This is a genomic window from Paenibacillus uliginis N3/975 (genome assembly GCF_900177425.1).
GTDB classification, from domain to species: Bacteria; Bacillota; Bacilli; order Paenibacillales; family Paenibacillaceae; genus Paenibacillus_AQ; species Paenibacillus_AQ uliginis.
Map to the genome: position 1 here is coordinate 3385206 of NZ_LT840184.1, position 25774 is coordinate 3410979.

Genomic DNA, 25774 nt, shown 5'->3' on the forward strand with positions numbered 1-25774 from the left:
GGCAATTTAGTATAATGTGGTTATTGCTTTTAAATAAAATGTAATTGGAGGGTACCTCATGTCCGACTTTAAATTATCCCTGGACAAGTATGCGGAACTGACTGTCAAAGTAGGAGTCAATGTACAAAAAGGGCAGACTTTAGTTGTCCATGCACCTGTAGAATCCGCTGAATTTATCCGCTTAATCGCCGCAAAGGCTTATGAAGCGGGTGCCCGCCTGGTCAAAGTGCTCTGGAATGATGAAGCCTTAACCCGGCTTCAATATGAGAAAGCATCTGATGACGTGTTTACGGAAAAACCAAAATGGTTTGTCGGTGAAATCGTTGAGCTTGTTGAGAACGGTGCAGCAGTTCTTCATGTACTTGCCGAGAACCCGGATCTCCTGAACGGTATCGATCCAGAAAGAATTGCGAACTTCTACAAGACACGTGGAGAAGCTATGAAGCAGTATCGTGCCTATCAGCAAGCTGATAAATTCAGTTGGTGCCTAATTGCCGTACCTTCCCCTGCTTGGGCTGCGAAAGTATTCCCAGACGTACCTGAAGCTGAGCAGATGGACAAGCTCTGGAATGCCATTTTCCACACGGTCCGTGTAGATCAAGAGAATCCGGTGGAAGCCTGGAACCGCCATTTGAACGTACTTGAAGAGAAATCGGCAGTCCTGAACGCCAAGAAATATAAGGCTCTGCATTACATAGCTCCAGGCACGGATTTGACCATTGAACTGCCAAAAGGTCATATTTGGGCACAAGGAGACAGCATTAACGAGCAGGGTCACGCCTTTGTTGCGAATATGCCAACAGAGGAAGTATTTACAGCTCCTCTGAAGACAGGCGTTAACGGAACGGTAAGCAGCACCAAACCGCTAAGCTATGCAGGTAATATCGTAGATAATTTCTCACTTACCTTCGAGAACGGACGAGTTGTCAGCTTTACGGCTGAGCAAGGTTATGAAACACTTGAGCGTCTGCTCAATATGGATGAAGGTGCTCGTTATCTCGGCGAAGTCGCTCTTGTTCCACACCAGTCTCCGATTTCAGAGTCGAACATCTTGTATTACAATACACTATTTGATGAGAATGCTTCCAACCACCTGGCAATCGGAAGTGCTTATGCTTTCTGCCTGGAGGGCGGAAAGGAAATGTCTCAGGACGACCTGGTTAAGCATGGACTGAATACAAGTGTAACTCACGTTGATTTCATGATCGGCTCAGGCGACATGGACATTAACGGAATTACCGAGGATGGAAAAGAAGAACCTGTATTCCGTAACGGAAACTGGGCATTTTAATTCAATATCACGTTCACAGCAGCCTCATCTCTTTGGAGTGACGGCTGCTGTGTTGTAATGACTAACACCTCTACTGCCCTATTATTGACCTGAGGTTGATTTATGAGTTTACTAATCATCAATTTGGAGGTTCTTACATGCTTACTTTTGAACAAAAACTGGAGCGTTACGCTGAACTGGCCGTTAAGGTTGGAGCGAATGTTCAACCAGATCAAATTCTTGTCGTTAACGCGATGATTGAAGCCGCTGAACTCGTTCGTCTCGTCGTAAAAAAAGCGTACGAAGCTGGTGCCAAGCTGGTCAAAGTCAATTACAGTGACGAAGTGGTAAACCGGATCCGTTACGATCTGGCTCCGGGCGAATCTTTCTTGGAGCCGCCGAAGTACCAGGCTGAGGAAATGACAGAGCTAGCGGAGAACGGTGCTGCCTTCATGACCATTCTTTCGGCAAATCCGGATCTCATGAAAGGTGTAAATCCAGAACGCATCTCCAATTACCAACGAACCTTTGGTGCTGCGATGGCCAAATACCGGCAATATCAACAGGCGGACAAGATGAGCTGGACCGGACTTGCTTTTGCATCACCAGATTGGGCAGCAAAGGTCTTCCCCGATGCTCCGCAGGATCAACAAGTCGACATGCTGTGGGATGCTATTTTCCAAGCGGTTCGTGCGGACCAGGAAGACCCGATTGCTGCATGGGAGAAACATATCGATACATTGCAGCATAAATCGGATGAGCTCAACAGCAAGAAGTACCACAAGCTTCATTTCGTATCCGAAGGCACAGACTTGACAGTTGAGCTACCCGAAGGACATATTTGGGCCCAAGCGGGAAGTCACAATGAAAAAGGCGATCGTTTTGTAGCGAACATTCCGACAGAAGAAGTATTCACAGCTCCTCTAAAAACCGGAGTTAACGGGACCGTACGCAGCACGAAGCCACTAAGTTATGGCGGAAACATTATCGACAACTTCTCAATTACGTTTAAAGATGGACGGATTGTAGAATATTCAGCTGAAGAAGGCCAAGATACGCTTGCCCGTCTCATTGAAATGGATGAAGGATCACATTATTTGGGCGAGGTTGCTCTGGTTCCTTATGCGTCACCTATTTCGGAGAGCGGGATTTTGTACTACACAACCTTGTTTGACGAGAACGCCTCCTGCCACTTGGCCATCGGTAGCGCATATGCTTTCAACCTTGAAGGCGGAAAAACGATGACTGCCGATCAGCTTGCCTCAAGCGGACTGAATGCAAGCATAACTCACGTTGACTTCATGATGGGTTCCAAAGAATTGAACATTACAGGCATTACCCATGATGGTCAGGAAGAACCGATCTTTATTAACGGAAACTGGGCTTAATCTATTCTGTCTGCTTCACAACCAAAGAGACCGCCGATTTAACGGCGGTCTCTTTGGTTTGAGCGGATTGAATATTAATTAACCCAAAAAAAAAGATGGCGAAGTAGCCAACTGATTGTACAATTTCATAAACTGATCCATATCGTAGGAGCCTCACGGCTCCATCTCCTTCCAAACCACTCCGCACTTGTAACCGTTACAAATGTAACAGTTCAATTTATCCGGCATTTTCCTCGTCATCCTGCAGTTAACCTCATTCTGTTCTGCGAGCAGCATCTACGTTCCAATACCTGAATCGTCATATGGTACTTCGGCGTCTCCAGTGCGTTCTCACTGCTGATCCGCTTCATCTATAAGGAAACAGAGCCTTCATCTGAATTGCAACATCAGAGAAATAATAAGCAGTGCAAGATCATAGGTTACAGGGTAGTCAAACTTCATCGCTAACATTCCAACTGAAATATTTCTAACTAGAAAATATTGGGCGCTTAATACGAAAATGATGTAAAATAATGAGAGGATTAGCAAGAGGATTCACCAGAGAGGAGAATAACGCGTGTCTAACCGATTGCAATTACTCCTCGCAGCAGATTTCAATGAAATAAGTGAACCTATGCAGGAAGAGGTTTATTATGAATTTTATGATTTGGTCTACGGACAGATTATGTATGTGCTCCGGGACCACGCTGCTGTTGAGGACATTATTCAAGAATCATTCATTAAAGTAATAACAAGCAAGCCGGTTTTTGATAATATAAACAAATTAAAAGCTTGGTTACGAGTGGTTTCTAAAAATACAACAATGAATTATTTAAGAAAAAATAAAAAATACCGTAACCAAGTCGATGTTGACCGTGTTTTTATAAGTGAAGAGGAATTGGTTGCTTCTTCCACTAATGTTGAACATCAGGTAGAGTCCAAAATGATGGAAGAATCCATTAAGAAATATCTAGAGCAGTTGAAGCCCGAATATCGGCTGCTCATCGAGTACCGCTGGAAGCACGGATTAACCTATAAGGAAATCGCCGAGCTGCTGAATACCCGGGAAGACATTGTGAAGCAGCGTCTATTCCGAGCCAGGGAATCTGTTAAGAAAATGCTATATAGGGAGTGGGGTGTTATGGATGAACAACGAAAAATATGATGATTGGTTTAACGAAGTTTTTGATGAGGCTTTTGAGCGTGCTGCTTCTCATTCCTCTACTCCTGATCATGACACCAAACGGGAATCTTGGCTACAGGTCAAGCAGCAGCTTGAGAGTAAATCTAGACGTAAACAACGCCGACGCAGATTTCAAATGGCAGGGATTATTGCCGCTTCTATGGCTATTGGAGCAATTTTATTTTCTCCGCCAACGATTACTCAGGCCGTATCACCAATTTATCAGCAAATCAAGGAATGGGGTGACGGTATCGTAACGATTATATCTGGTAAGGATGATTCGGTAACAGATACCGTGCCAAAGACGAGTCCACCACCTGGAAGGTCAGGAGAAATATACGAAAATTTAGGCGAAGAGGTTTTGTGGAGCAGTTCTGCGGAAGACAATAATTTGACATTAGAAGAAGTTAAGTCAAGGTTAACGTTTACGTACTCGGATTTCGAGTACATTCCTCAAGGATATAAGTTCCATGATGTACTTGTGGCTCCGATAAACGAAGAAGCATCGATTAATGACATTGCTATTCAATATGTGTCCGAGAGCGGCAAGATTCTGAACATTTCATATATCAATATAATTAACGGTCCCGTCTCAGTCAGCACCCTCAGCTCACCATCTTCTGAGAGTTTTCAGCTTAATTCAGGAACAGAAGCCTTATACACAAAAGGCATCGCCAGTTCTATACAATTTACACACAATGGTGTAATGATTCGAATCGTTGGTGAAATGAGCAAGGAAGAGCTGCTAAGAATGGCTAACAGCTTACCATAATGATGAAGGGCGTACCCATTATCGGGTACGCCCTTTATTATAATTGAATCAGTTCCCCATTAACAATGATTCTGTATACATGACCTGCGTTTCAGTTTTGCCATTCACCGTAGCAAAATGTATCGTTTTTCCACGGTAATAATAACCTTCGATTGCACTAAAAGACTTTGTCCCGTAATAACTGTTAGAATTTGTACTGCTACCGGAACTACTTGCGACTTCTACCCAGACGGAGCCCGTCCAGCGTTGAAGAAAAAAATCTACACCAATCGAGTTTGCGGTCTGACTTGCGTATGTATTTCCTGATATATCCATTCCAGAACTAGTTTTTCGAATAGAAGATACCGCATCGATTAAATATGAATTCATTGGATTTACGTTCATGATGTTCATCTCAACTGGAGGTGGAGTCGTTAATGCCCCGGCTATTTTGTCTTCTGTCGTATCAGCGGATGCGCCACCTGCAATCGCCAAGCTGACCAACAAAGTTGCTGTAAAAGCCGGTATTACGCGTGAAAGCTTCTTTACGTTTGACATAACATCACCTTTTCTCTCATGATTTTATCGAACATCCATATATTAACATACCCATACGACAAAGAAATGTCTTTTTCTTCATTTTTAGTATCAATTTAAAAAAAGACAACGGCTATAAGCCGCTGTCTTCTTAGTGCCATCGCATATATTATGCGCCGGCCTCCTCCTGTATCACCTGCTGTTTCAGCAAAGTAATGCGGGATATTCGTTTATTTTCCGTCTCTTCCACAACGAATAAATATTCGCCGTAAGAATATGACTGACCTTTATGCGGAAGGATGACCTCCAGTCGGGAAGACAACCAACCACCAATCGTATCATAATCCTCTGTATCCACATCCAGACCAAAATGGCCATTAATTTCGTTGATCAACATCAACCCATCAATAGAATACTCATCCTCAGACACGATTTCAATTCCCTGCCGCTCCTCATCAAACTCATCCTGAATTTCACCAACAATTTCTTCCATGATGTCCTCCAGAGTAACAAGGCCGGACGTACCACCGTATTCATCGATCAGAATCGCAATTTGCGTTTTGCTCCGTTGCATACGCTTCAGCAGTTCACTAATCTTCATCGATTCAGGAACCGCGATGATCGGGCGAATAAGTGAAATCTGGTCCCGGACATATCCCCGCATTAAATCCTTAATATGAATAAATCCAATAATATGGTCCTTATCCTCATCGCAGATCGGGTAACGGGTCCTCATTCCCTCATGGGCGATCTCGAGATTTTCCTGCATGGACAGATTGCTGTATAAACAGATCATATCCGTACGAGGAATCATGATCTCTCTTGCTGTTGTATCCGCAAATTCAAAAATATTATCTACCAAGGTCAGTTCCGTATCATTGATCAGACCAATCTCACTGCTTTCCTTCATCAGATCACGCAGTTCTTCCTCTGTGTGAGCCGTTCCCCGTTCAACGACAGGTGTCATCCGGAACAAGCGCAGAAGACCGTTCGATAAATTGTTAACTAACCAAATAACCGGATACGATATTTTATAGAAGATGTCCATCGGTCTTGCTGACAACATGATTATCGTTTCCGCCTTGCGGACAGCAACTGTTTTGGGTGCGAGTTCGCCTAATACGATATGCATCACTGCGATAAACGCAAATGCAATCACAATAGACACCACATGTAGCACTGTGTCTCCAAGTCCTAATACTTGAAACCATGGAGCTATCATGGACGCAATAGAACGTTCTCCGATCCATCCAAGTAGAAGCGATGAAGTCGTAATGCCGAGCTGGCAAGCGGACAAGTAAGCGTCCAGGTTGCGCAAAATCCGCTGGGCTATTTTTGCGTTCTTCTTTCTTTCTTCAACAAGTGCATCAATCCGGCTGCCTCTGACCTTTACGAAAGCCAGCTCAGCCGATACAAAAAAACCATTTAGTAATACTAAAAACAATATCAAGGATATTCCCAACCAACTCGGTAAAGGGTCACTCAATCGTTCTCCTATCCGCCGTATGAACTACTAAGACAGATAGGAACACCTCCTTCGGTTATTAAAAATGTGTGGGGCCATAACGCATAACAACGTAATCGGACAACGCGTCAACTTCCCAATGGTCTCATCTCCTTGTTTTTTTAACGTAAACAACCTATATAAGTAATTATATAGTTATACGATACACAGTCAAACGCTCTGTTATGACATAAAACCGCGTTGTTACAAGCTGTTTTTTGATTATCGTCATTTAACACTCGTTTACACCAATTTGATGCTCTCTTAATAATTGGCCTTCATACTAGATTCGAAGACACCTTTTAAGGAGGAACTAGTGTGAAAAACAATCGATCAACACGTATGGCTGCTATCTTACTTACAGTGGCAGCTGCATTCGGGGGAACGGCTCCACTCCCCGCTCATGCAGAAGGAATAAGCGCTAATCAACAGGCTTCCACTGCACCAGTCATTACGATTTTGCCTATTGATCGAGCTGCTATATTGGCAGGTCAAAAATTGGACTTTAGAGTAGAAATTACAGGTATAGAAAGCAAAGAACCACTGCAGGTGCTTATTAACGGCAAGGATGCTGGCCAATATTTTGGCAAAAAGCCTGTCATTACGCACACCACAGCGAATAGCACGGAGTATACGATCCGCGATATATCATTTAAAAAACCGGAACGTATTTCCGTTAAAGCCTCCGCCAATCACAAGAAAAAAACGTTGACTAAAACGGTCAATTATGAAGTGTATCAAGCCATTGGCAACGGTAAAAAAGCGAAAAATGTCGTTCTTATGGTAGGCGACGGAATGAGCTCTAACATAAGAACCGCTGCACGCGTTGTTTCAAAAGGAATAAATGAAGGCAAGTTCAAAGGTTGGCTGGAAATGGAGAACATGGACTCCATGGGTATGGTTACCACGTCAGGTATGGATTCTATCGTTACAGATTCTGCCAATAGCGCCTCAGCCTATGCTACAGGTCATAAAACAGCAGTTAACGCAGAGGGTGTTTACCCTGACAATACAGCCGATCCGTTAGATGATCCTAAAGTTGAGAACATTATTGAGCTGCTAAAACGTACACGAGGGATGTCTACAGGTCTTGTAACGACAGCAGACATCACTGATGCAACACCGGCTGCTATGACTGTACATACCCGTTCACGGTATGAATCAGAGTTTATTGCCAAGTCCTTTCTGGATCCTCTCCATCGTCCGGATGTGCTGCTTGGAGGCGGTAGAGAATGGTTCCTTCCTGCTTCTGATGGTGGTAAACGTAAAGATCAGACCAATCTTATTGATGCGTACAAAAAGCAAGGGTATTCATATGTTACGAACGCTAAGGAGCTGAATAAAACTTCAGCCAACGGAAAGCTTCTTGGTCTGTTCCGTCCAAGCAACATGAACGTATATTTCGACCGTGAATATACACAGCCTAATAATCCCGACATCGTTGGAACGTATAATGACCAGCCTACTTTGATGGAAATGACCTCAAAAGCACTAGACGTACTTGATAATAACAAAAACGGCTTTTTCTTGATGGTCGAAGGTGCTTCGATTGACAAACAGGCACATACCATGGATATGGAACGAGTGATTTGGGATACGATTGAATTTGATCAGACCGTGGGACTCGTCAAGGAGTACGTTCGCAAGCACCCAGAAACACTTGTTATTGTAACAGCCGACCATGGCCACTCCATGACTTTAAACGGTACATTCTCCGTAAAAGATGCTGCCGGCAAAAAAGGTGATGAGCTCCGCGAGCTAATCGGCACCTATGCGGATTCGAAATTCCCGACCTATAAGGATGCCGATGGAGACGGTTTCCCCGACAAACCGGATTCCGATTGGAAACTAGCCATTGGTTGGGGTAACCACCCGGATCACAATGAAGATTACATGACAAATCCGAAACCGGTAAGTCCAACGATCCAAGACCCGAATGTGACTGACAAGTCATGGTACATTGCTAATCCGGATAAGGACCCAAATGGAGTGCATTACAATGGCAACCTTCCTCATGATGAAGGTCAGGAGGTTCACACGTTTGACGATGTGCCGATCAATGCATCAGGTCCCGGAGCCTCTTTCTTTAGCGGATACATGGATAATACTGAAGTATTCCGAAAAATGATGACAGCATTGCAGTTAGATCCGGTTAAGGAGAAGGTTAAGAAATAACTTTGTTACACAATAAGCCGTACATCTGACTGAGATGTACGGCTTTTTCCTGATTTAAATTCTTTTTTATCTTCCCATTGGAGGGGTGCCAGCCACTCCAGGATATTGATATGTCAGAGGCTCATTAAACACGACATAGTCAAGGTTCACCATAAGAAGGATGATTCGACGGCCCGTTTGAGGCTCACTGATAATGATGTGATCGCGGCCAGCTGCTTCTATAACCCCTGTAAATATTTTTGCGTTCCATTGGGAGTTATTCTCATAAGTCATGTAGAATGTAGCTTGCTTACCAAGATTCAGACGGAGAATATTTTCAATATAGGACTGCTCGAACTGCGGTGGAGCCTGAATGACTTGACCCGTTGGTGTCATAGGAGCACCACTCATTACTTGTGGAGGCATCTTAGTGTTATTAGGAGCCATACCACGACTTTGCTGTGGATGACCACTTTGCTGAAAGCCTTGTTGAAAGCCTTGCTGGATACCTGGATATCCATTACCAATCGTATAGTTCACAGGTGCATTTCCATGGTTTAACATAAGTAATTTCCTCCTTCATTATACAAAACGCTATTAATACACATTCGGGATACAAAACGCTATTAATACACATTCGGGCAATCTTCGGAAGTAGGTCTGAAAAAGCAGTGAGACTTAAACCGACCGGTATTTTGCTGGTTATACCAAGTTGGTGGGCATTCCCCTACCGGTCTAAAAAACCACAAAGCGTTATTCGCAGGCCAGGTGCGTTCCCCATTGATGGTACGCTGAGCTAGCCTTCTATCCCTATCCCGAGCTCTCTGATAAAAGTAACCCTTCTGAGTCGCTTCAAATCCGCCCGGACTCTGAAACACCATGTCATTCATGTTGCGGATATTAAGGAAGTCCAGACAATTCGCCAAGATCCGGTTTACTCCAACATTCCCGACCATGAGCATGCCCTGTTCCCCTTCTCCCTCCGCCTCGGCACGAATCAATCTTGCCAATAAATCCACATCTGATGAATTCGCTTTGATAACGGCCACAGTTCTCCTCCTCGTTTCCTTGTTTTCACCATGTATCTTATGTGCATTCGCCCATAGAGGTGACAACAGGCAAAAAGGTTTTATATAAATTACTTTCGCCATACACAAATCCCCATCAGATTTAATATCTGGATTCTATACTCTTATATAAGTAAGGCCAAGCATGAAAGTGAGGTAATGCAAATCCATGGAAAAAGAATACATGCTCTCTCCTCCGAGGCACTCTCTGACGTCTTCAACCCATGAGCAAGAACTGCTTACCAAGGCAAGCGGCACATCGATCAAAAAAATCCGCCGTAAAGAAATTACGTTGGCGTACGCATTACTGACCCCTTCGATTTTGCTGTTCGGTTTATTTTTATTCTATCCTCTCATTAAATCAGTGTACCTCAGCTTGTTTCTAACCGATCCCCAAGGCCGAGTGGCTGAATTCGTCGGTCTAGACAATTTCAAGCAGATTCTGGTATCCGATATGTTCTTCAAGAGTTTTTCGAATACTATGCTGTTTATCGTGCTGACGGTACCTGCCGGCATCGCTGCCGCTCTTCTCCTAGCAGCTTTAACCCACAACAGACTGAAGGGGATGAAAGTGTTCCGGTTCATATTTTCATTACCGATGGCTGTTTCTGTCGGTACCGGCTCGATGATCTGGATGATCCTGTACCACCCAACCCTAGGGATACTTAACTATTTCCTGCACCTCATCGGAATTGAGCCGGTACAATGGTTGACCGATCCGAAATGGGCGATGCTGTCCATTGCCTTGATGACAGTTTGGATGAATCTTGGTTTCAACTATATTTTGATACTGAGCGGAATGCAGGGCGTCTCCGACGATATTTATGACAGCACAAAAATCGACGGCTCAGGTCCGATACGAACATTTTTCCGGATTACGCTGCCGCTCATCTCCCCTACTCTCTTCTTTACGCTGGTCGTATCCGTTATAGGTTCCTTTCAAGCGTTCGGACAGATTAACATCTTGACAAAGGGTGGTCCGATGAACAGCACGAATGTGATGGTTTACAACATCTATCAGGATGCATTCATTAACTTTCGTTTCGGTATAGGAAGTGCTCAAGCGCTGATCCTGTTTGCTATCATCCTTCTGCTCACCGTCGCTCAGTTCAAATTCGTTGAAAAGAAGGTGCACTACCAATGAGCATGCGTCTCCTGCCAAAAAGCTTTATCTACCTGGCTCTGCTGGTCTGCTCACTTCTCGTCGCTTTCCCTCTCCTCTACACCCTGTCTACTTCCATGATGAGTGAAGCAGAATCTGCCGTGTATCCACCGCCAATACTGCCGGATGCTTTGAATATGTCCAACTTCATCAAGGTCGTCGATACCATTCCGGTTCTTAGATTCATTGGGAACAGCATGATCGTATCCTGCGTAATCATGGCAGGACAGATCATAACGGCAAGCCTTGCTGCATACGCCTTCGCATTTCTCAAATTCCCTGGAAAAACGCTGTTATTCAGCCTGTTTCTGGCCACCATGATGGTTCCTTGGGAAGTCATTATGATTCCTAATTACCTTACGGTAAAAAGCCTCAACTGGCTTGATACTTATCAAGGGCTCATTGTTCCTTTTGTCGCTTCCGCATTCGGGACATTTCTACTGAGACAGTACTTTTTGCAGCTGCCAAAAGAGCTGTTCGAAGCAGCCCGAGTGGATGGCTGCGGACATGTGCGGATGTTCCTAAAGCTGGTGATACCGTTATCCCTACCAGGTATCGCCACGCTCGGTGTCTACTCTTTTCTAAACAACTGGAACATGTACTTATGGCCGCTGTTAACAACCAACCGGGAGGAGATGCGTACCGTTCAGATCGGTATCGGCATGCTTCAATTCGAAGAGATGAATTCGTGGAACCTTATACTTTCAGGGGTTCTTACATTGCTGCTCCCTTCCTTGCTACTGCTTGCGTTAGGACTTAAACCGCTCGTTCGCGGTATTACTGCAGGAGCGTTAAAAGGGTAATATTGGTGCTCAAGCGATAAGGATATGAGAAATCAGTCTTGCGGGGCCAGCTGCATTTGGCTACGTAATGTTGATATAGATACAAACTATATTTTCAAAGGGAGAGATTAACGATCATGAAACGTATTGGAAAAAGATCCTTCACCCTGCTTCTGCTCGCTTGTATGATGATTGTGAGTTCAGCCTGTGGAAGCAACGGTTCACCGAAAGTTGCTGAAACAGCCGCTGCCGCTGACTCTGGAACCGCCAAGGATCCTGTAAAAGTTGTGTGGTGGCATTCCATGAGCGGGGATCTCGGAAAAGTAGCGGACAAGCTAATCTCGGACTTCAATGCGGCGCATCCGGATATTCAGGTAGAGGGTGTGTTCCAGGGAACGTACGATGAAAGCTTGAACAAGCTGAAGGCTTCTCTTGGCTCAGACAGCGGTCCGGCGATGATCCAGGTGTATGAAATCGGTAGCCGCTTCATGATGGATACCAAAGCGATTAAGCCTGTTCAAGATTTTATAGATGCTGAACAATATGATATCTCCAGTCTTGAGCCAAATATTAAAAATTACTACACTTTCGATGACAAGCTGTACTCCATGCCTTTCAATTCGTCCAACCCGATTCTTTATTACAATAAAGATGCCTTTAAAGCTGCTGGGTTGGATCCGGAAAATCCTCCAAAAACCTACGAGGAAGTAGCTGCAGCTGCTAAGAAGTTGACTAAAGACGGAATAACAGGCGCCTCCTTTGCAATTTACGGATGGTTTATGGAGCAGTTTTTTGCCAACCAAGGCGCTGAGCTGCTGAACAACGGAAACGGTCGCAGTTCGCTTTCAACAGCTTCTCAGGTAAACAGTAAGGCTGGTGTGGAGACGCTCGAATGGTGGAAAGGAATGCTTAATGATAAATCCCTTCTGAACCTTGGACGTAAAACCGATGACACTAAAATAGCATTTGCTGCTGGACAAGTTGCCATGACGTTGGACTCTACCGCCTCCCTACGCGGCATCGTCAGCGCTTCTGAAGGCAAGTTCGAAGTTGGAACAGCCTTCTTGCCTAAACCGTCAAACGGTGGCAAAGGCGGCGTAATCATCGGCGGAGCAAGCCTGTGGCTGCTTGGCAACAAGTCTGAGGCTGAGCAAAAAGGTGCCTGGGAATTCATGAAGTACCTTGCCGAACCGAAAACACAAGCTTACTGGCATGTAAATACAGGCTATTTCCCGGTAACCACCAAAGCCTATGACGAACCCATTGTGAAGGAAAACCTAGAGAAATACCCTCAGTTCCAAACTGCCGTCGACCAACTCCATCAAACAGAACCGAATTTAGCCACTCAAGGTGCTGTCATGGGCGTATTCCCTGAGGCTAGACAAATCACGGAAACGGCCATAGAAGAAGTATTAAATGGACAAAAATCACCACAGGAAGCATTGGATAAAGCAGCTGCAGAAATAACATCCAAAATCGAAATTTATAATAAAACTGTGAAGTAACTTCTCATCAACGACAAAAGGAGTGTCCAGGTCAATAGACCTTTAGGACACTCCTTTTGTCTGTGTTTCATAATATTATCTAAAAGAAAACATGATTCCACAATATATTGCAACCGCTGCACCCAACCCGGTCAGGAGAACGATACTAGCACGCTTATTTCGCTTAAACAGAGTTACCATAAATGTTAAGAGCGCAAGCCCGATCAGAAGCAGTAATAGGCCTGGCAAGCTCCAACCAAAGCTTAGCGGCTTTCCTTCGAAACCAGGGTGTAACCATTTAAATATGGTGGCAGCATCAGAGGTGGTTAATGATACAGTCTGATCATGTGGTGCAGGCTGTTGGTTCATATACCCCGTCACAATGTAGATCAGCCAGAGTATGACTCCTTCGCTTCTTACCCAGATGGCGGGTCTAAACCCCTGGTCACGAATCAGCTTTCTTTTCATCAGGTTCCCGTTAATAAAGGCAAATACAAGAAGCGGGATAATCAGAATATGTTTGATCAAGAGTGCTTGACCATATGGCAGCACCCAACTGTTAACGAGGTCAGGTGTCACTCCACTCATGAGAAACAGTCCGGAGCCCACGACAAGAAGAACACAGATAATCGCTAAGGGATGGAACCATTTTAGAAAAGCGCCCCATCCTTCCGTTCCTCTATTAAACCAGCCAACAATAAGAAGTGTCCCTGTCCATACAGCCATGGCGGTAAAATGCCCAAAAAAGGCCATTTCACCTTTAAATCCGAACAAGGAAGCCGCGTGGTTGAACGAAGACATCGCGGCGGAGATCCCAAATAAACAAATAGGCAACAGCCAACGCATGGCAGCCTTTGGTCTTCGATGGACAATAACCGTTAGTACAGCCATTAGAATAGAAAGTCCGGCAATCCAGGCGTATCTCTCCCCTTCCCTGAAGGAGAACATAACCGCCTCAAACGATTGGGAAAATCCAACATCGTCCTTAAAAAACATGATGATCTGCAGAATCGGTATAAAGGCGCATAAAGCTACACTGAGAGCAGCGACAGGTCCAAGCCAGACTGGAAATTTGATTTCTGGTTTCTTGGATTCTGGTATGAAGGAAAGAACGGTAATGCCCGCCAATAGTGAATATCCTAAATATAGCAGCGGCTCACTAATCCAGTACATAGATCACCGTTTTTTCCGGGATTGTTTAAGAGCAAAGTAGACTCCAATAACAGCTATGACCACAATGATCGCAATCCATAAGGTATTTCCAGATCCCGATTCATCAGCACCCGATGAAGATTGAGGCTGTTCGGCAGGTGTGTTATCGGCTGCAGCAGCTTCATCCGTATTCGTTGGGGTTGGAGTTTCATCCGGTTTCTCTTGATCTGTATTTGTATCGCCGGCTGCATTCTCTTGCTTATCCGTAGTATTTTCATCAGCGTTATCTTTTACTGCATCTGGAGTTTCTTTTGGAGTTTCTTTTGGGGCTTCTACTTGGAAAGCATAAGTACCTTTCACAGGGTGACCGTCACGACCAACGATTTTCCACTCCACTGTGTAGGACCCGGAGTCCAAAGGTTTTTCCAAAGAAGCTTTTAAAAGATTCTCTTCAACCTTTACCTCTGCTGTATCCAATTTTTCACCCTTATCATTTTTAATACTTAATGTGCTTAATGTTGAGTCAATCTTTTCATTAAACGACAAGCTGAGATCTTGCACGGCTTCGGTCACTTTAGCATCAGCTTCGGGAATACTTGATTGTAGTTTCGAATGCGCCCAAGTGCCTGCTGGAAAAGCAAAAACAAGTAGCATAGAAAACAGTATGATTACGGATTTGAATGATTTCAACAATGTTCCTCCTTCTTTGACGAGAACTATTTAAAATTTTAATCTTCCTCATAATAACAAAGACATGCTAGCAAAGCTAATGAGCAATTTGTGAATAATTAAAAACACATCGGATATGTAAGGATTATAGTTTACATAATATTTTTTATGTTAAACATTTTAACAAAAAAGACCCCAGCTTTAATTAAGCTGAAATCTTCATTGGTTAATCCTATTTTCTTACGACATCTTCTAGATTCTTCTTTAATCGGTCTTTCTGCAGTAAATGATGACGGTAATGCATCTCAACCAACAAGAACCATTCCTTTCCGTTTAGGGCGCCAAAATGAGGATGTGATACGGTTTGAGATAGTGATAATTTAGTCAGAGCGGGCTCGATCTCCTTCATGCGTTGCAGCACCTTGTGAAGTCCCTCCACGATCTGCTCCTTATCTTTCGGCTGGGCTGGAGTATATTGTGGTGAAGGCGGTACGTGAATTCGTACCGGAGGAAAGCTTCCCTGTGCAAATATAGCCTTACCTGCCTCCGTTTTTTCACCTGTTAAAGTACTCTCCTCCCCGCTTGAGCTCATGCATAACTCTATATTTCGAATCTGCATGAACATAGCTGACTGAATCAAATGAACGTACATTTGTCCAAGCGACCATTCTTCATCATTGGATTTTCTTGTTAGTTGCTCCTCACTAAAGCCCGATAATTCATCAAGGTAGACATTTGTGAGTTCTTCCAATCTGTGTAAAGAATCATTAGTATTCATAGATATAACATCTCCTTCTCATCATTTGGCTTTATCATATAAAAACGCTACTGACAGCGTTATGTCAGTAGCGTCTCAACAATTTTTCAGCTTCTTCTCGAACCCGATTTCGTAAAGAATCAGGCTCCAGTACGACAATGTCTGCTCCCCATTGAAGTAGCCATGGCAGCAGCTCCTCAATGTGGCGTACTCGGAAGGTGGCATGCAAGCCATCTATGATGTCCGAAAATTCTTCTAAGTAAAAGTTGTTACATTCCTTAATTTTATGTGCAATACCCCGATCTGCTTGAATCCGAACTGTAATGTGACGATCATCCATCGGTGCATATTCTTGTAAATTGAAACTAGAAGGAAAAGTGAATTGATCCTCAAGAACGGAAAGTTCCTGCATCCGCGTCAAACGGAAATGGCGAAGTTCTTGTCTTAAATCACAATGCCCAACCAAGACCCACGAACCGTTAACAAGCACAAGACCATATGGAGCAACGGTGCGAATGCTGTGACGACTCTCACTAGCTGTGGAGTGGACTTTGGTATACTTGAAGGATACCTTGCGTTTTTCTAATATAACTCGGCGCAAAGCTTCAACATATTCTTTCTCACGAACACTATTCTCTGATGATTTATCGGATGCAAGAAGTCTCATGGTTGTACGTACTCTTGCTGCTTCTTTCCGGACGCTGTCCGGTAAGACAGCCTCAATCTTACTTCGGGAGCTCTGAGCATGTTTCCCATAGCCGGTATCCAACTTGTGCTCAATAAAGCCGGTACCAATCAGCAGCGCAACAGCTTCTTCCACCGTGAAACTCAGTGGCGGAAGAAAGTATCCTTCCATTAAGGAATATCCTAGACCGGTAGAACCTACAATAGGCACTCCAGCCTCACACAGCGCTTGAATATCTCGATATATCGTTCTTTTACTCGTCTCAAATGTAGCCGCCAGATCTTCTGCGCGCAGCACCCGGTTGCGCTGCAGCTCAAGAATGATTGCTAGCAGACGGTCTGTTTTGTTCACAACAGCTGCATCCTTTCATGTTTTTAACCATTAGAAATATGTATTCTATCTATCAATTTCCAGAATCCCGGAAATGCGATTCTCGTTAATTCATTCTATAAATATTTAATAGTGTTAATCATTATTCTTCGTATATCATTTTTCGAGTCATTCCGCCATCCACAACCAAATGCGAGCCGGTAACAAAGGTATTCTCAGGATCTGTTAGATAGAAGCAGGCTCGTGCAATATCATCGGGTCTTCCAACTCTTCCGGCTGGATGCTGTGCATGATCCCTCTCTGTTAATTCGTCGTACTGCCCTGTCTCAATCCATCCTGGGCTGATACAGTTGACTCTGATTCCGTCTGGCCCCAGACTGACGGCAAGCGCATGAGTCAAGGACACGATCGCTCCTTTTGAAGCGGCATAAGCTTCGGAATTCGGCTCCGACATGACCGAACGGGTTGACGATAAATTTACAATGGAGCCGCCGTTCTCAGCGTTTCTCATATACTTGGCCGCTTCGCGGGAGACAAGAAAACAGCTGCGGGCATTACTGTTTAACACATCATCCCACTCGTTCAGAGTCAATTCATAGGGCGATTTCCAGCGTGATACACCCGCGTTATTAATGACCATATCAATACTCCCGGTCTTTTCATAAGCAAATTTCATCAAATGGACCACATCCTCTTCTTTGCGAACATCACAAGTGGTAAAGAATGCTGAAAAGCCGTCTTGGAGCAATGCCTGCTCAACTTGACGGCCTTCATCCTCTTCCCTGTCGCTGAGAACAACTTTGGCCCCCTCGGCGGCATAGCCATGCGCTAGTCCAAGACCAATGCCTTTGACTGCACCCGTTATGACAACGGTCATGTTTTTAAATTTCATGGGTTGTTTCCTCCTTGTGTTTGCGCACTGACCTGGGACTTGTGTTCTGTGTTCATTATTATATAACAAGGAGAGAAACAGTCCAAAAGTCTTTTATTTATGATTTTCAAATCCTCGGACAGGTTCACGGTGTAATCGGGGATAACGCTCGAATCTGTAATATCGAGTCCCTTGGAAAGATAATCTTCCCTCATCTCCTTTTGCACAAATTCCAAACTCTTCTCCAGTGACTGCAAATTCCATCCGGTCTCCGCTCTCTACTTCAAAAGTCAGGTAATAGGAAGTCCGGGAACGGCTAGCCATGCTGTCATCCGGATGACGGCTGTGTGTAACCTCGCTTCTTTTGCTGACGATTCGAGAATCCACGGTTAGCAGCGGCTGCCTGTTATTTCGGTTCCATTGCATAATGCCTTTACCTGCTGACAGTAGTATAATACCAAGCACAACAACAAAAACCACAGGCATAACACTGCCGAAAAAATCGAACATCCAATATGTTTCCGATCCCATACGGCTCCCCCTTCCGTCTTTTAGCATCCTAATTCCACCTGACTTCCTTGTCTTCGTTAGATTATATGCGCCGATTAAGACAACTTTAACTCAGGATTCGGAAAAAAAACTCGTTTGCTGTTGGACAAGGGGGTAAACATAACAAAAAGCTGATGTTTGTATCGCTACAAATCACCAGCTTTAGGTCAAAAGTTGACTCTTTTTCTTCCATATTCGGTTAATCGGAGAATTACTCATGAATCATTTGCAGAAATGCCTTGGTTTCGCGTTGTCCTTCATTTTCGTTTTCGATCGGAAGAAGTCCAAGTTCAGTCCAGCAGGCTTTACACTGTTCTTCAGTCTCACACAAGTGGGCATCATCACAGTTGTAGCACAGGCGAAGCAAGTTAACTGTCATCATATCTGTTTCCATTCTCATCTCAATCACTCCTATTTGTTATTACCTCTTCTTTACACTTTTATAGTAACATGATTTACGTCTCTATATTGTGATTTTTTTCACAAATGTGTGAACATTATTCAAAATGTGATAATCCAAACTTGAATCCTCATGAGCGGCGATCATCGTGACACAGGTCGTATGGAACAAGACAAACGTCTATCGACATACCTCAAAGAAGACAGACCGCACTTAGTGGTAGTTTTCTTGCGAGATAAGGATGCAGTTTACTCCTACTTTCTTATCTCTAAAAAAAGACTTTGCCACTGCTGTTCAGGCTTGCAGTGACAAAGTCTACACATGATTGATTTATCTAATTCTCCAGGTTTCTCCACCGTCCATGCTTAGAAGAAGCCGGGATCGCTTCGCATCAGTGGTTTCAACAAGCATCCATCCTACTTCGGAGGAGGCAAACTCCATTTTTGAAACGATTGGATAATCTGCGAGATGTTTACCCAGTTCAGGATCAGCTGGGTATGGTGTCCAAGTCTTCCCCATATTCTCCGAGCGATAAACGATACCATCGATCATGCTCCAGCCTTCATTGAGACGTCTAAATACGGGACTTAGTGTACCGCTCGTGCTTTTAGGTTTCAGAGGGAAAGATACAACGTTCCATGACTCTCCGCTGTCTGAAGAGAAATATCCCAAGTATTCGGTACTATTTGCGTTTAAGCAGGTTACGGGAACCCATACATCATTCGTACTACCAAGGAACTTCGGTACTCCGGGTATGTAGGACTTACACATTTTCATTTGGTCATCCTGAAAAACCAGCTTAGAAGAGTTCCATTTTGTGCCTCCGTCTCTCGTAACATACAGTTTCGAGCCCTGTGTTTCCTTCACGGTAGCAAATCCAGTTATAGCGTTGGCAAATGTCATACCTACTATTAAACCTGTTCGCGGAATAACCGTGCCTGGAATACGAGAGGCGGGATAATCTGAATTCTGCATAATGTTGGACCATTTACCGCCATTATCATTCGTCCGGAATAAAGCCTTTTCCTCCGAGCCCGGAGAAGCCCCCCCAGAGGCCATCACCCAGCCGTTCTCGGATGAAGAGAACGAAAGAGCCGTCACTTTTTCCGTACCAGGTAAAGATGAGAGCTTCCATTCACTCCCCCCGTTATTCGTGTTCAGAAGCATGGTATCCTGACTCCCTACTCCGTTTCGGACGATCCAGCCATGGTCTTTATCTGTAAACACAATATCCTGTCCGTACACAGGCCTATCTACAAAATTAATGTTGGGTGAAGGGGAAATATCAACCCACGTCTCTCCAAAATCTTCAGTAAGGTACAAACGTATAGAGGTTTTCGTCAGTCCCCATGCGATTCCTTCGGAATCACTTAGCATATGGAAATCGGTTAGTCTTGTCTGTATTTGATATTTACTTTTCTCCTCAGGTGCTTTATTGGCTGTTTCGGGTGTTACCACGGTTAAGGTCTGTCCATCCTCAACAGATTCCGTTTCTTGCTGAATAACGGATGGTTCCACCGCTGTCGGTTTAGATGACGTTGATGAACAAGCAGTCAGTAAAAAAATGAATATGGTTAGCAATAATATGCTTCGACAGTACGAATGATTGCGTAATATCAAGCAGTTTCCTCCTTCGTATCGCCCCTTGCGTTTTGATGTCTCGTTTTCGTGTCGCGTTTTCGGTCATTATATCATAATCTCAATATGTTTACAGAACGGAACCTTTTCAGACTGTTAACAATTTTGTATCCTATTTATCTAATATTTACAAGCTGTGTATAGATGCATAAGGAACGCTCTTCCATGGAAAACTTCACAATATGCTGATTCAGCATTAGCGCAAAGCTTTAAAAAGAGGAGGTGAAATCATGCCTAAACCGGATAACCGCGAAGATAATGTCCATCGTTTGCAGGATGCTGTACAGGATACGATCGAGAATTTTCGCGAAGCCAAGGATTATCTTAACGAGTTTGGTGATGAAATTTCCGAATCCGAGAAAGAGCAGATTTTGGAAAAAAATGAACGACGCAAGAAAAGTATTTCCGGATTTCGTGAAGAAATCAAGGATGAAGCGAAACATCAACGCGAAAAGTAATGAATGTCCACTACTTAGTCAATTGAAACAGAAAACAGGAAGCTCAATGAGCTTCCTGTTTATATTAGGATTTAAATGATACCCCAACAATATTCGTCAACTCCGCAAACTTTAAAATCGTGAAAGCTTAGCTACGGCTGAGATTTTATTATAATGGATAATCCTAGAACTCGTCCCATCATATGAATTATTTTTCCAAGATTTAGCCCTTAACTGTCAGTACAGCCGATTCCATAAATAATATTAGGATGAAATTGTAAACATATAGACGCCCTTTCATGATGAAACTGTGACTAAATAGGTTGCCTTCTAAAATAACACGGGAACTAGATTCGTGTCAAGAATACCCATTTCATTGATTTACCCCTATAATGGGTAATTGTATAACGTACAACATTTTCCTATAAAAACGAGACAAATTAGGATAAGGAGATGATTGAATGAATTCCACAATCTTTCGGCCAAGCCGTGCTGTCATCATCGGGACAGGCGCGGTAGGAACGACAACTGCCTACACCCTGCTGCTTCGCAAGCGTGTAGCGGAGATCGTTCTGATTGATATCAATCACGACAAAGCCGTAGGTGAAGCACTAGATATGAATCACGGACTTCCATTCGTGGGTGGTGTCAAAGTTTGGGCCGGGGACTACTCGGACTGTGAAGGGGCCGATATTATTATCGTAACGGCTGGTGCTTCGCAAAAACCGGGAGAAACCCGTATCGATCTCTTGAAGAAAAATGCTGCTATTTTTGACGAGATCGTACAAAATATTACAAAGTATAATCAAGACGGCATATTGCTGATTGCCACCAATCCGGTGGATATATTGTCTTACGTAACACTCAAGGTGAGCGGTTTCCCGGCTAATCGAGTCATCGGTTCCGGCACACTGCTCGACAGTGCGCGCTACCGCTATCTTCTCGGCAAGCATAAACATATTGATCCGCGCAGTATTCATGCGCACATTGTTGGGGAACATGGAGATTCTGAAGTACCTGTCTGGAGTCTCGCTAACGTGGCAGGCATCGGTCTTGAGATCGATGAAGAGGATAAACAAAAGATTTATGACAGTACCAAAAACGCTGCTTACGAGATCATCAACGCTAAAGGGGCTACGTTCTATGCCATCGCCCTTGCGCTAGACCGAATAGTAACTGCCATAATGCAGAACGAAAGCGCAGTGCTTAATGTCTCCACTCTGCTCCAGGACTATAACGGTGTATCCGATGTATACCTCGGTGTGCCTTGTGTCGTAGACCGTACCGGTGTACGGGAAATACTCAACCTTCCTCTTAATGAAGAGGAGACAATCCTGTTCCATAAATCGGCTAACAAGCTGAAGTCTGAGATCGCAAGTCTTTATTCTTAAAAGGATAACAAAACGTCCGGATCTACTCCCTAAAGGAGCTGACCGGACGTTTTTATCCGTTTATTTATAAATCCCTTATTCCTGTTCGTCGGAAAGATAGGGGATATCCGAGATATACTCTTCCTTGTTAAGAAGCCGCTCGGCCACACTCTGGAAAGATTCCGGTTGCAGCAGTTCAATAGGAGAAACACCTTTATCAAACACAAAATGATCCCCTTCAATTACGACAGCATATCGTCCGTTCAGCTTAGTAATGTGAATAGTTTCTCCGAAATCAGCTAGAAGTCCTTTTACATTAACGTCACCAATTTTAAACTTCAATTCGATTTCCGGTTTAATTTCCACGATACGACTAGCAGCCTCCGTTACCTCCACCGGATCCCATTTCTCCTGAATATTTCGTTTCTCGCTTGCAGCCCACAATTCAAGATCTTTGACTTCCTGAAGGCGTTCTTCATCCGTCTCATCGGGCCATTTGGTTTCCACATATGTTTGCACATAACCCATCATTTGATCGTTAACAATTTCTGGGATAGACTGTTCATAAGTAACAAATTTCAAGAAATCCTCAAAATATCGGGCATGAGAGGATTGGTGAATTTTCAGTTCCCACTCATCCATCATTCCTTCTTCGAACATATACGGATACTGTATCGACTTCATATTCCGTGCGCTGATCGCCATTTCAACTTCGCTGATCAGACTTCTTTCATCTGAAATACGGGCAATCTTCTGCTCAAAATCGCATTTCATAACAAATATGAACGGATCATCGGAATGAGTGGACATTACCGCTTGAGAGATGATTAGCGCTCCGCCTCGTACTGCGCTTGTATCGAGATAACTGCGGACCAGATCGTCACATGCGTTCTTGAATGACTCTTTGTCATCAGCCCCGCGCAAGCGGGCAAACATATTAAAGTTCGGATTACTATCTAACTCGTATCCAGGCTCTACGATAAAACGTCCAATTTTTGTTGGGCGCCTGCTCTGTATTCGGGTTTTTCTCTACTTTCCTTTTGCTGATCCAGCTATACTCCCCATCCAGAAATCTCTTGATATCACTATCTTCATATTCATAATCATCTAATGTCTGATAGTGCTTGTACGATTTATTAAGCTGGCCTTCCTTCCCTTCAACCTGAATGACAAAGAAGGATAAATATTGCACACTAAATTTCATAGTTACTCCTTTAAAATGGCCATAATTTTAATTAATAACATTAATTATTTATATAATAAATTAATTTCAACCTACTGTTTCAGTGTCTATAGGACGATAAATTAGATTTCATTGTTTACATAACATTTAATATGTAACTAAAATCCAGTCGGAAGCTGAATATCCAATCGAGCGATAGCCTCCTCTTTTTCACGGCTACTCACATGGGTATAAATGGTTGTCGTCTGTATTGATGAATGTCCGAGCAGCTCCTGGACGGTTCTCAGATCCGCCCCCTTCCGAAGCAACATGGTTGCAAACGAGTGTCTCAGCTTGTGACTGGAATACGATAATCTTTGCTGCACGGGTACATCTTCCTGAAAGCGATCAAAGGTTTCAGATGCAATTTGCTGGATGCATCGGATGGACAAACGCCGGCCTTTTTGAGAAGTGAACATAGCATCCTCTTTTGCTCGCCACGGCTCCAGCCTCTGGGATATGGCTTGCTCCAAGATTTGACTAACCGATTCAGGGACAGGAAGTGAGCGCCATTTACGTCCCTTTCCGAATACGCTCAGCGTACGGTGCTGGGCATTATAATCGGATATATTAAGAGCATGAACCTCACCGATACGTAGCCCCATATAGGCCATAAGGAGAAAAACAGCAATGTTCCGCGTGCGATATTTGCCTTGTACTGCTTCAAAAAAGCGAATGAGTTCCTGTTCATTTAAATATGAGGGGACTTTGTTCGTCTCAGTTTTTGATTTTTTCACCCCGGATGCAGGGTTCTGCGCTACCAATTCCAGATCCATTAAGGCTTTAAAAAAACAGTTAACCGCCGCATGTTTGCGGTTCCGGGTTGTGTCGCTAACTCCGCGTTCGCGGACAGAAGACAAGTACGACATGACATGAAGCTTTTTGACATGATCCAGCGTTTTGCCATTTAACGATTCCAGAAATTCATAGACATCACTCATATATGATTTCTGCGTATAAACTGTATAACCGGCATCCTTCATCCAGATCAGAAAAGCGTCTAATGGCTCTTCATAGAAGTCTTTCACATCGGACATAGCGCTTCTCCTCCTTGTGCTGAACCTTAATTTTAACACAATTTTTATCTGATAGCGGCAACATCATCTGATCAAAATATTGAATGCATACAAAAAAGTCTGCTCTACACAAATGTTAGATTGCAGACTATATTACACATGCTTATTTCATTCGACTATTTACATCATATCATTTAGAATCTCATTTCTCATCGTTTGTTTTGTGGTGAGCTCACCACCTGTTTGATCATTTTAAGCCGGTTTTCTAAATCAATCGTTCGGTTACATCCAACTTGAAATGTCGTTCCCTCTGAGATGGATAGAATCTTGATACTGCCTCCCCGAATAACAGAGCCGGTATTATCCGTTGATATAGTTAAATTCTCTGCATCATCTTCCATCCATCGAGGTATTTGCCGTTGAAACATAGGATAATCCCCGTATTCAACTTCTTCATCCTTGGATTTGGATGCGTCTATTTGAACATTAATCTTGAATGACTTGGACATTATGCTTTCGGACTCACCGCATATAAATATAGAACTGTTCAAAATACTATTAATGTATAAGTTCATGAGTTTCGATGTCCTCATGAGGTAACCTGTTGGTTCGGGGCTAAGGGTTGTTCTTGGTCCTTCTGAGGGACTGGACTTACCATCAAGGAATCCGGAGGTGAATCGTACACAGACGCACAATTTACAACCTGAGTATCACCGACCAAAAATACCGACGAACCGCTTATTTCTATGATTTTCACCGCACCCACATACAGTTCCTTATTCACGACGTTCAGTTTCATTTACATCCCACTTTCCGGAGAAGCTCCGCTCTATGTGTTGCTTTACAGCTATTTCAATATCTCTCTTCATATGTTCAATAACTGTAGTCCGGATATAATCCTTATTCCTTATCTCCTCTTCATCCGTTTGAATCTTTTCCAAGTAAATGAGAATTCGATCATTAATCTGCCGACGGACATCGTCAATTATCATATGTGTGTATGGTGAATCTATTTGTATTTTACGCTCTCTAGCCATAACACGAATCAGTTCGGGAATTTCATCCTGAAGATAACTAAGAACTGGCTGTTCTATACTTCGTATCATTTCTGACTGATCGGGATTTTTTTGGATCTGTTCCATGGACTGCCCATTGACCGTAATATCTTCTAGATTTTTACCATCATTTGAGTTCATACCTATATTTAAAGTACCTTCCAGCTTTTCGATTTTTAGTAGATCAAAATGGTAGTCGACCCGTTCAATGTGAGTTTGGCTTTTGCTCATTAAACCGTCAACATCTTTGCGCAGCTGCTGTAATAATTGCTCCATTTGTCCAAGTTTCTCCGATTGAGCCTTCAATTCATGAAATAGCTGTTGAATATAAAAAGGATGCATGCAACCCCCTCCTACTTCAT

26 protein-coding genes and 1 pseudogene are annotated in these 25774 nt (G+C 43.6%); 10 read left to right on the top strand and 17 right to left on the bottom strand.

Features of this window, described 5'->3' with window-relative positions:
• The first annotated feature begins 58 nt into the window (after window positions 1-58).
• A complete protein-coding gene (locus B9N86_RS15920; RefSeq protein ID WP_208914154.1) occupies window positions 59-1291 on the top strand; it encodes an aminopeptidase in 1233 nt (410 codons plus the stop codon).
• A 137-nt stretch (window positions 1292-1428) separates the two neighbouring features.
• On the top strand, window positions 1429-2658 hold the full coding sequence (locus B9N86_RS15925) for an aminopeptidase (protein WP_208914155.1): 1230 nt from the start codon (window positions 1429-1431) through the stop codon (window positions 2656-2658).
• Between the two features lie 369 nt (window positions 2659-3027).
• On the opposite strand, the gene B9N86_RS30995 is transcribed toward B9N86_RS15925, so the two are convergent.
• Window positions 3028-3108: an MHYT domain-containing protein gene (locus tag B9N86_RS30995; protein ID WP_425298614.1), complete on the bottom strand. Its 81-nt coding sequence runs from the start codon at window positions 3106-3108 to the stop codon at window positions 3028-3030.
• A gap of 106 nt (window positions 3109-3214) precedes the next feature.
• On the opposite strand from B9N86_RS30995, the gene B9N86_RS15935 reads away from it, so the two are divergent.
• Together B9N86_RS15935 and B9N86_RS15940 are read left to right on the top strand one after the other, a co-directional pair.
• Window positions 3215-3802: an RNA polymerase sigma factor gene (locus tag B9N86_RS15935; RefSeq protein ID WP_208914157.1), complete on the top strand. Its 588-nt coding sequence runs from the start codon at window positions 3215-3217 to the stop codon at window positions 3800-3802.
• Window positions 3783-4592 carry a DUF4367 domain-containing protein gene (locus tag B9N86_RS15940; protein WP_208914158.1) on the top strand — a complete coding sequence of 270 codons (810 nt, stop codon included), beginning with the start codon at window positions 3783-3785 and terminating at the stop codon, window positions 4590-4592. The genes B9N86_RS15935 and B9N86_RS15940 overlap by 20 nt, the downstream gene beginning before the upstream one ends.
• A 48-nt stretch (window positions 4593-4640) precedes the next feature.
• Here the strand turns inward: B9N86_RS15940 and B9N86_RS15945 are convergent, their stop codons facing one another.
• On the bottom strand, window positions 4641-5129 hold the full coding sequence (locus B9N86_RS15945) for a hypothetical protein (RefSeq protein WP_208914159.1): 489 nt from the start codon (window positions 5127-5129) through the stop codon (window positions 4641-4643).
• 148 nt (window positions 5130-5277) lie between these two features.
• A complete protein-coding gene (locus B9N86_RS15950) occupies window positions 5278-6594 on the bottom strand; it encodes a hemolysin family protein (RefSeq protein WP_208914160.1) in 1317 nt (438 codons plus the stop codon).
• 336 nt (window positions 6595-6930) lie between these two features.
• Between B9N86_RS15950 and B9N86_RS15955 the strand changes: the two genes are divergently transcribed.
• Entirely contained in the window at window positions 6931-8787 is a 1857-nt protein-coding gene (locus B9N86_RS15955; protein ID WP_210190584.1) for an alkaline phosphatase, read from the top strand.
• Window positions 8788-8853: 66 nt separating this feature from the next.
• On the opposite strand, the gene gerQ is transcribed toward B9N86_RS15955, so the two are convergent.
• Both gerQ and B9N86_RS15965 read right to left on the bottom strand, forming a co-directional pair.
• Window positions 8854-9330: a spore coat protein GerQ gene (gene gerQ, locus B9N86_RS15960; protein WP_208914161.1), complete on the bottom strand. Its 477-nt coding sequence runs from the start codon at window positions 9328-9330 to the stop codon at window positions 8854-8856.
• Between the two features lie 62 nt (window positions 9331-9392).
• Window positions 9393-9815 carry a cell wall hydrolase gene (locus B9N86_RS15965; RefSeq protein WP_208914162.1) on the bottom strand — a complete coding sequence of 141 codons (423 nt, stop codon included), beginning with the start codon at window positions 9813-9815 and terminating at the stop codon, window positions 9393-9395.
• A gap of 187 nt (window positions 9816-10002) precedes the next feature.
• On the opposite strand from B9N86_RS15965, the gene B9N86_RS15970 reads away from it, so the two are divergent.
• The 3 genes from B9N86_RS15970 to B9N86_RS15980 all read left to right on the top strand — a co-directional run bounded on the left by B9N86_RS15970 (window position 10003) and on the right by B9N86_RS15980 (window position 13282).
• Window positions 10003-10977 carry a carbohydrate ABC transporter permease gene (locus B9N86_RS15970; protein ID WP_208914163.1) on the top strand — a complete coding sequence of 325 codons (975 nt, stop codon included), beginning with the start codon at window positions 10003-10005 and terminating at the stop codon, window positions 10975-10977.
• Window positions 10974-11798, top strand: coding sequence for a carbohydrate ABC transporter permease (locus B9N86_RS15975; RefSeq protein WP_208914164.1), 825 nt, complete (start codon window positions 10974-10976; stop codon window positions 11796-11798). Before B9N86_RS15970 ends, B9N86_RS15975 begins: the two co-directional genes overlap by 4 nt.
• Before the next feature lie 116 nt (window positions 11799-11914).
• Window positions 11915-13282, top strand: coding sequence for an ABC transporter substrate-binding protein (locus tag B9N86_RS15980; RefSeq protein WP_208914165.1), 1368 nt, complete (start codon window positions 11915-11917; stop codon window positions 13280-13282).
• Window positions 13283-13357: 75 nt separating this feature from the next.
• Here B9N86_RS15980 and B9N86_RS15985 read toward each other — a convergent pair whose 3' ends face one another.
• The 8 genes from B9N86_RS15985 to B9N86_RS16020 all read right to left on the bottom strand — a co-directional run bounded on the left by B9N86_RS15985 (window position 13358) and on the right by B9N86_RS16020 (window position 20294).
• The gene (locus B9N86_RS15985) at window positions 13358-14434 is read right to left on the bottom strand and encodes a copper resistance D family protein (RefSeq protein ID WP_208914166.1); all 1077 of its coding nucleotides are present in this window, start codon (window positions 14432-14434) and stop codon (window positions 13358-13360) included.
• Window positions 14435-14437: 3 nt separating this feature from the next.
• Complete coding sequence (locus B9N86_RS15990; RefSeq protein ID WP_244562720.1) at window positions 14438-15103, bottom strand: copper resistance CopC family protein; 666 nt, start codon at window positions 15101-15103, stop codon at window positions 14438-14440.
• A gap of 211 nt (window positions 15104-15314) precedes the next feature.
• Window positions 15315-15860: a DinB family protein gene (locus B9N86_RS15995; RefSeq protein WP_208914168.1), complete on the bottom strand. Its 546-nt coding sequence runs from the start codon at window positions 15858-15860 to the stop codon at window positions 15315-15317.
• 64 nt (window positions 15861-15924) lie between these two features.
• A complete protein-coding gene (locus B9N86_RS16000) occupies window positions 15925-16875 on the bottom strand; it encodes a helix-turn-helix transcriptional regulator (RefSeq protein WP_208914169.1) in 951 nt (316 codons plus the stop codon).
• 121 nt (window positions 16876-16996) lie between these two features.
• A complete protein-coding gene (locus B9N86_RS16005; protein WP_208914170.1) occupies window positions 16997-17746 on the bottom strand; it encodes an SDR family NAD(P)-dependent oxidoreductase in 750 nt (249 codons plus the stop codon).
• A gap of 93 nt (window positions 17747-17839) precedes the next feature.
• Entirely contained in the window at window positions 17840-18256 is a 417-nt protein-coding gene (locus B9N86_RS16010) for a DUF2500 domain-containing protein (protein WP_208914171.1), read from the bottom strand.
• 229 nt (window positions 18257-18485) lie between these two features.
• Complete coding sequence (locus tag B9N86_RS16015) at window positions 18486-18674, bottom strand: hypothetical protein (protein ID WP_208914172.1); 189 nt, start codon at window positions 18672-18674, stop codon at window positions 18486-18488.
• A gap of 330 nt (window positions 18675-19004) precedes the next feature.
• Window positions 19005-20294, bottom strand: a complete 1290-nt coding sequence (locus B9N86_RS16020) for a WD40/YVTN/BNR-like repeat-containing protein (RefSeq protein WP_244562721.1) — start codon at window positions 20292-20294, stop codon at window positions 19005-19007.
• Between the two features lie 248 nt (window positions 20295-20542).
• On the opposite strand from B9N86_RS16020, the gene tlp reads away from it, so the two are divergent.
• Window positions 20543-20770, top strand: coding sequence for a small acid-soluble spore protein Tlp (gene tlp, locus B9N86_RS16025; protein ID WP_208914173.1), 228 nt, complete (start codon window positions 20543-20545; stop codon window positions 20768-20770).
• Window positions 20771-21210: 440 nt separating this feature from the next.
• Window positions 21211-22140 (top strand): L-lactate dehydrogenase, encoded by a 930-nt coding sequence (locus B9N86_RS16030; protein ID WP_208914174.1) that lies wholly within the window; start codon window positions 21211-21213, stop codon window positions 22138-22140.
• 75 nt (window positions 22141-22215) lie between these two features.
• Here B9N86_RS16030 and B9N86_RS16035 read toward each other — a convergent pair.
• From B9N86_RS16035 to gerPC, 4 genes and pseudogenes are all read right to left on the bottom strand, one after another.
• A pseudogene (locus tag B9N86_RS16035) lies at window positions 22216-23323 on the bottom strand (DUF3900 domain-containing protein).
• A 137-nt stretch (window positions 23324-23460) separates the two neighbouring features.
• Complete coding sequence (locus tag B9N86_RS16040; protein WP_208914175.1) at window positions 23461-24378, bottom strand: tyrosine-type recombinase/integrase; 918 nt, start codon at window positions 24376-24378, stop codon at window positions 23461-23463.
• Between the two features lie 188 nt (window positions 24379-24566).
• The gene (locus B9N86_RS16045; protein ID WP_208914176.1) at window positions 24567-24932 is read right to left on the bottom strand and encodes a spore germination protein GerPE; all 366 of its coding nucleotides are present in this window, start codon (window positions 24930-24932) and stop codon (window positions 24567-24569) included.
• 201 nt (window positions 24933-25133) lie between these two features.
• Window positions 25134-25754: a spore germination protein GerPC gene (gene gerPC, locus B9N86_RS16050; RefSeq protein WP_208914177.1), complete on the bottom strand. Its 621-nt coding sequence runs from the start codon at window positions 25752-25754 to the stop codon at window positions 25134-25136.
• Window positions 25755-25774: the final 20 nt, after the last annotated feature.

Coding starts and splice junctions, on each gene's coding strand:
- B9N86_RS16010 (WP_208914171.1), bottom strand. CDS start 18,256: ATGGGATCGGAAACATATTGGATGTTCGATTTTTTCGGCAGTGTTATG.
- B9N86_RS15970 (WP_208914163.1), top strand. CDS start 10,003: ATGGAAAAAGAATACATGCTCTCTCCTCCGAGGCACTCTCTGACGTCT.
- B9N86_RS16040 (WP_208914175.1), bottom strand. CDS start 24,378: ATGTCCGATGTGAAAGACTTCTATGAAGAGCCATTAGACGCTTTTCTG.
- B9N86_RS15945 (WP_208914159.1), bottom strand. CDS start 5,129: ATGTCAAACGTAAAGAAGCTTTCACGCGTAATACCGGCTTTTACAGCA.
- B9N86_RS15985 (WP_208914166.1), bottom strand. CDS start 14,434: ATGTACTGGATTAGTGAGCCGCTGCTATATTTAGGATATTCACTATTG.
- B9N86_RS15975 (WP_208914164.1), top strand. CDS start 10,974: ATGAGCATGCGTCTCCTGCCAAAAAGCTTTATCTACCTGGCTCTGCTG.
- B9N86_RS15980 (WP_208914165.1), top strand. CDS start 11,915: ATGAAACGTATTGGAAAAAGATCCTTCACCCTGCTTCTGCTCGCTTGT.
- B9N86_RS15940 (WP_208914158.1), top strand. CDS start 3,783: ATGAACAACGAAAAATATGATGATTGGTTTAACGAAGTTTTTGATGAG.
- tlp (WP_208914173.1), top strand. CDS start 20,543: ATGCCTAAACCGGATAACCGCGAAGATAATGTCCATCGTTTGCAGGAT.
- B9N86_RS15920 (WP_208914154.1), top strand. CDS start 59: ATGTCCGACTTTAAATTATCCCTGGACAAGTATGCGGAACTGACTGTC.
- B9N86_RS16015 (WP_208914172.1), bottom strand. CDS start 18,674: ATGAGAATGGAAACAGATATGATGACAGTTAACTTGCTTCGCCTGTGC.
- B9N86_RS16030 (WP_208914174.1), top strand. CDS start 21,211: ATGAATTCCACAATCTTTCGGCCAAGCCGTGCTGTCATCATCGGGACA.
- B9N86_RS15995 (WP_208914168.1), bottom strand. CDS start 15,860: ATGAATACTAATGATTCTTTACACAGATTGGAAGAACTCACAAATGTC.
- gerPC (WP_208914177.1), bottom strand. CDS start 25,754: ATGCATCCTTTTTATATTCAACAGCTATTTCATGAATTGAAGGCTCAA.
- gerQ (WP_208914161.1), bottom strand. CDS start 9,330: ATGTTAAACCATGGAAATGCACCTGTGAACTATACGATTGGTAATGGA.
- B9N86_RS16045 (WP_208914176.1), bottom strand. CDS start 24,932: ATGAACTTATACATTAATAGTATTTTGAACAGTTCTATATTTATATGC.
- B9N86_RS30995 (WP_425298614.1), bottom strand. CDS start 3,108: ATGTTAGCGATGAAGTTTGACTACCCTGTAACCTATGATCTTGCACTG.
- B9N86_RS15925 (WP_208914155.1), top strand. CDS start 1,429: ATGCTTACTTTTGAACAAAAACTGGAGCGTTACGCTGAACTGGCCGTT.
- B9N86_RS16005 (WP_208914170.1), bottom strand. CDS start 17,746: ATGAAATTTAAAAACATGACCGTTGTCATAACGGGTGCAGTCAAAGGC.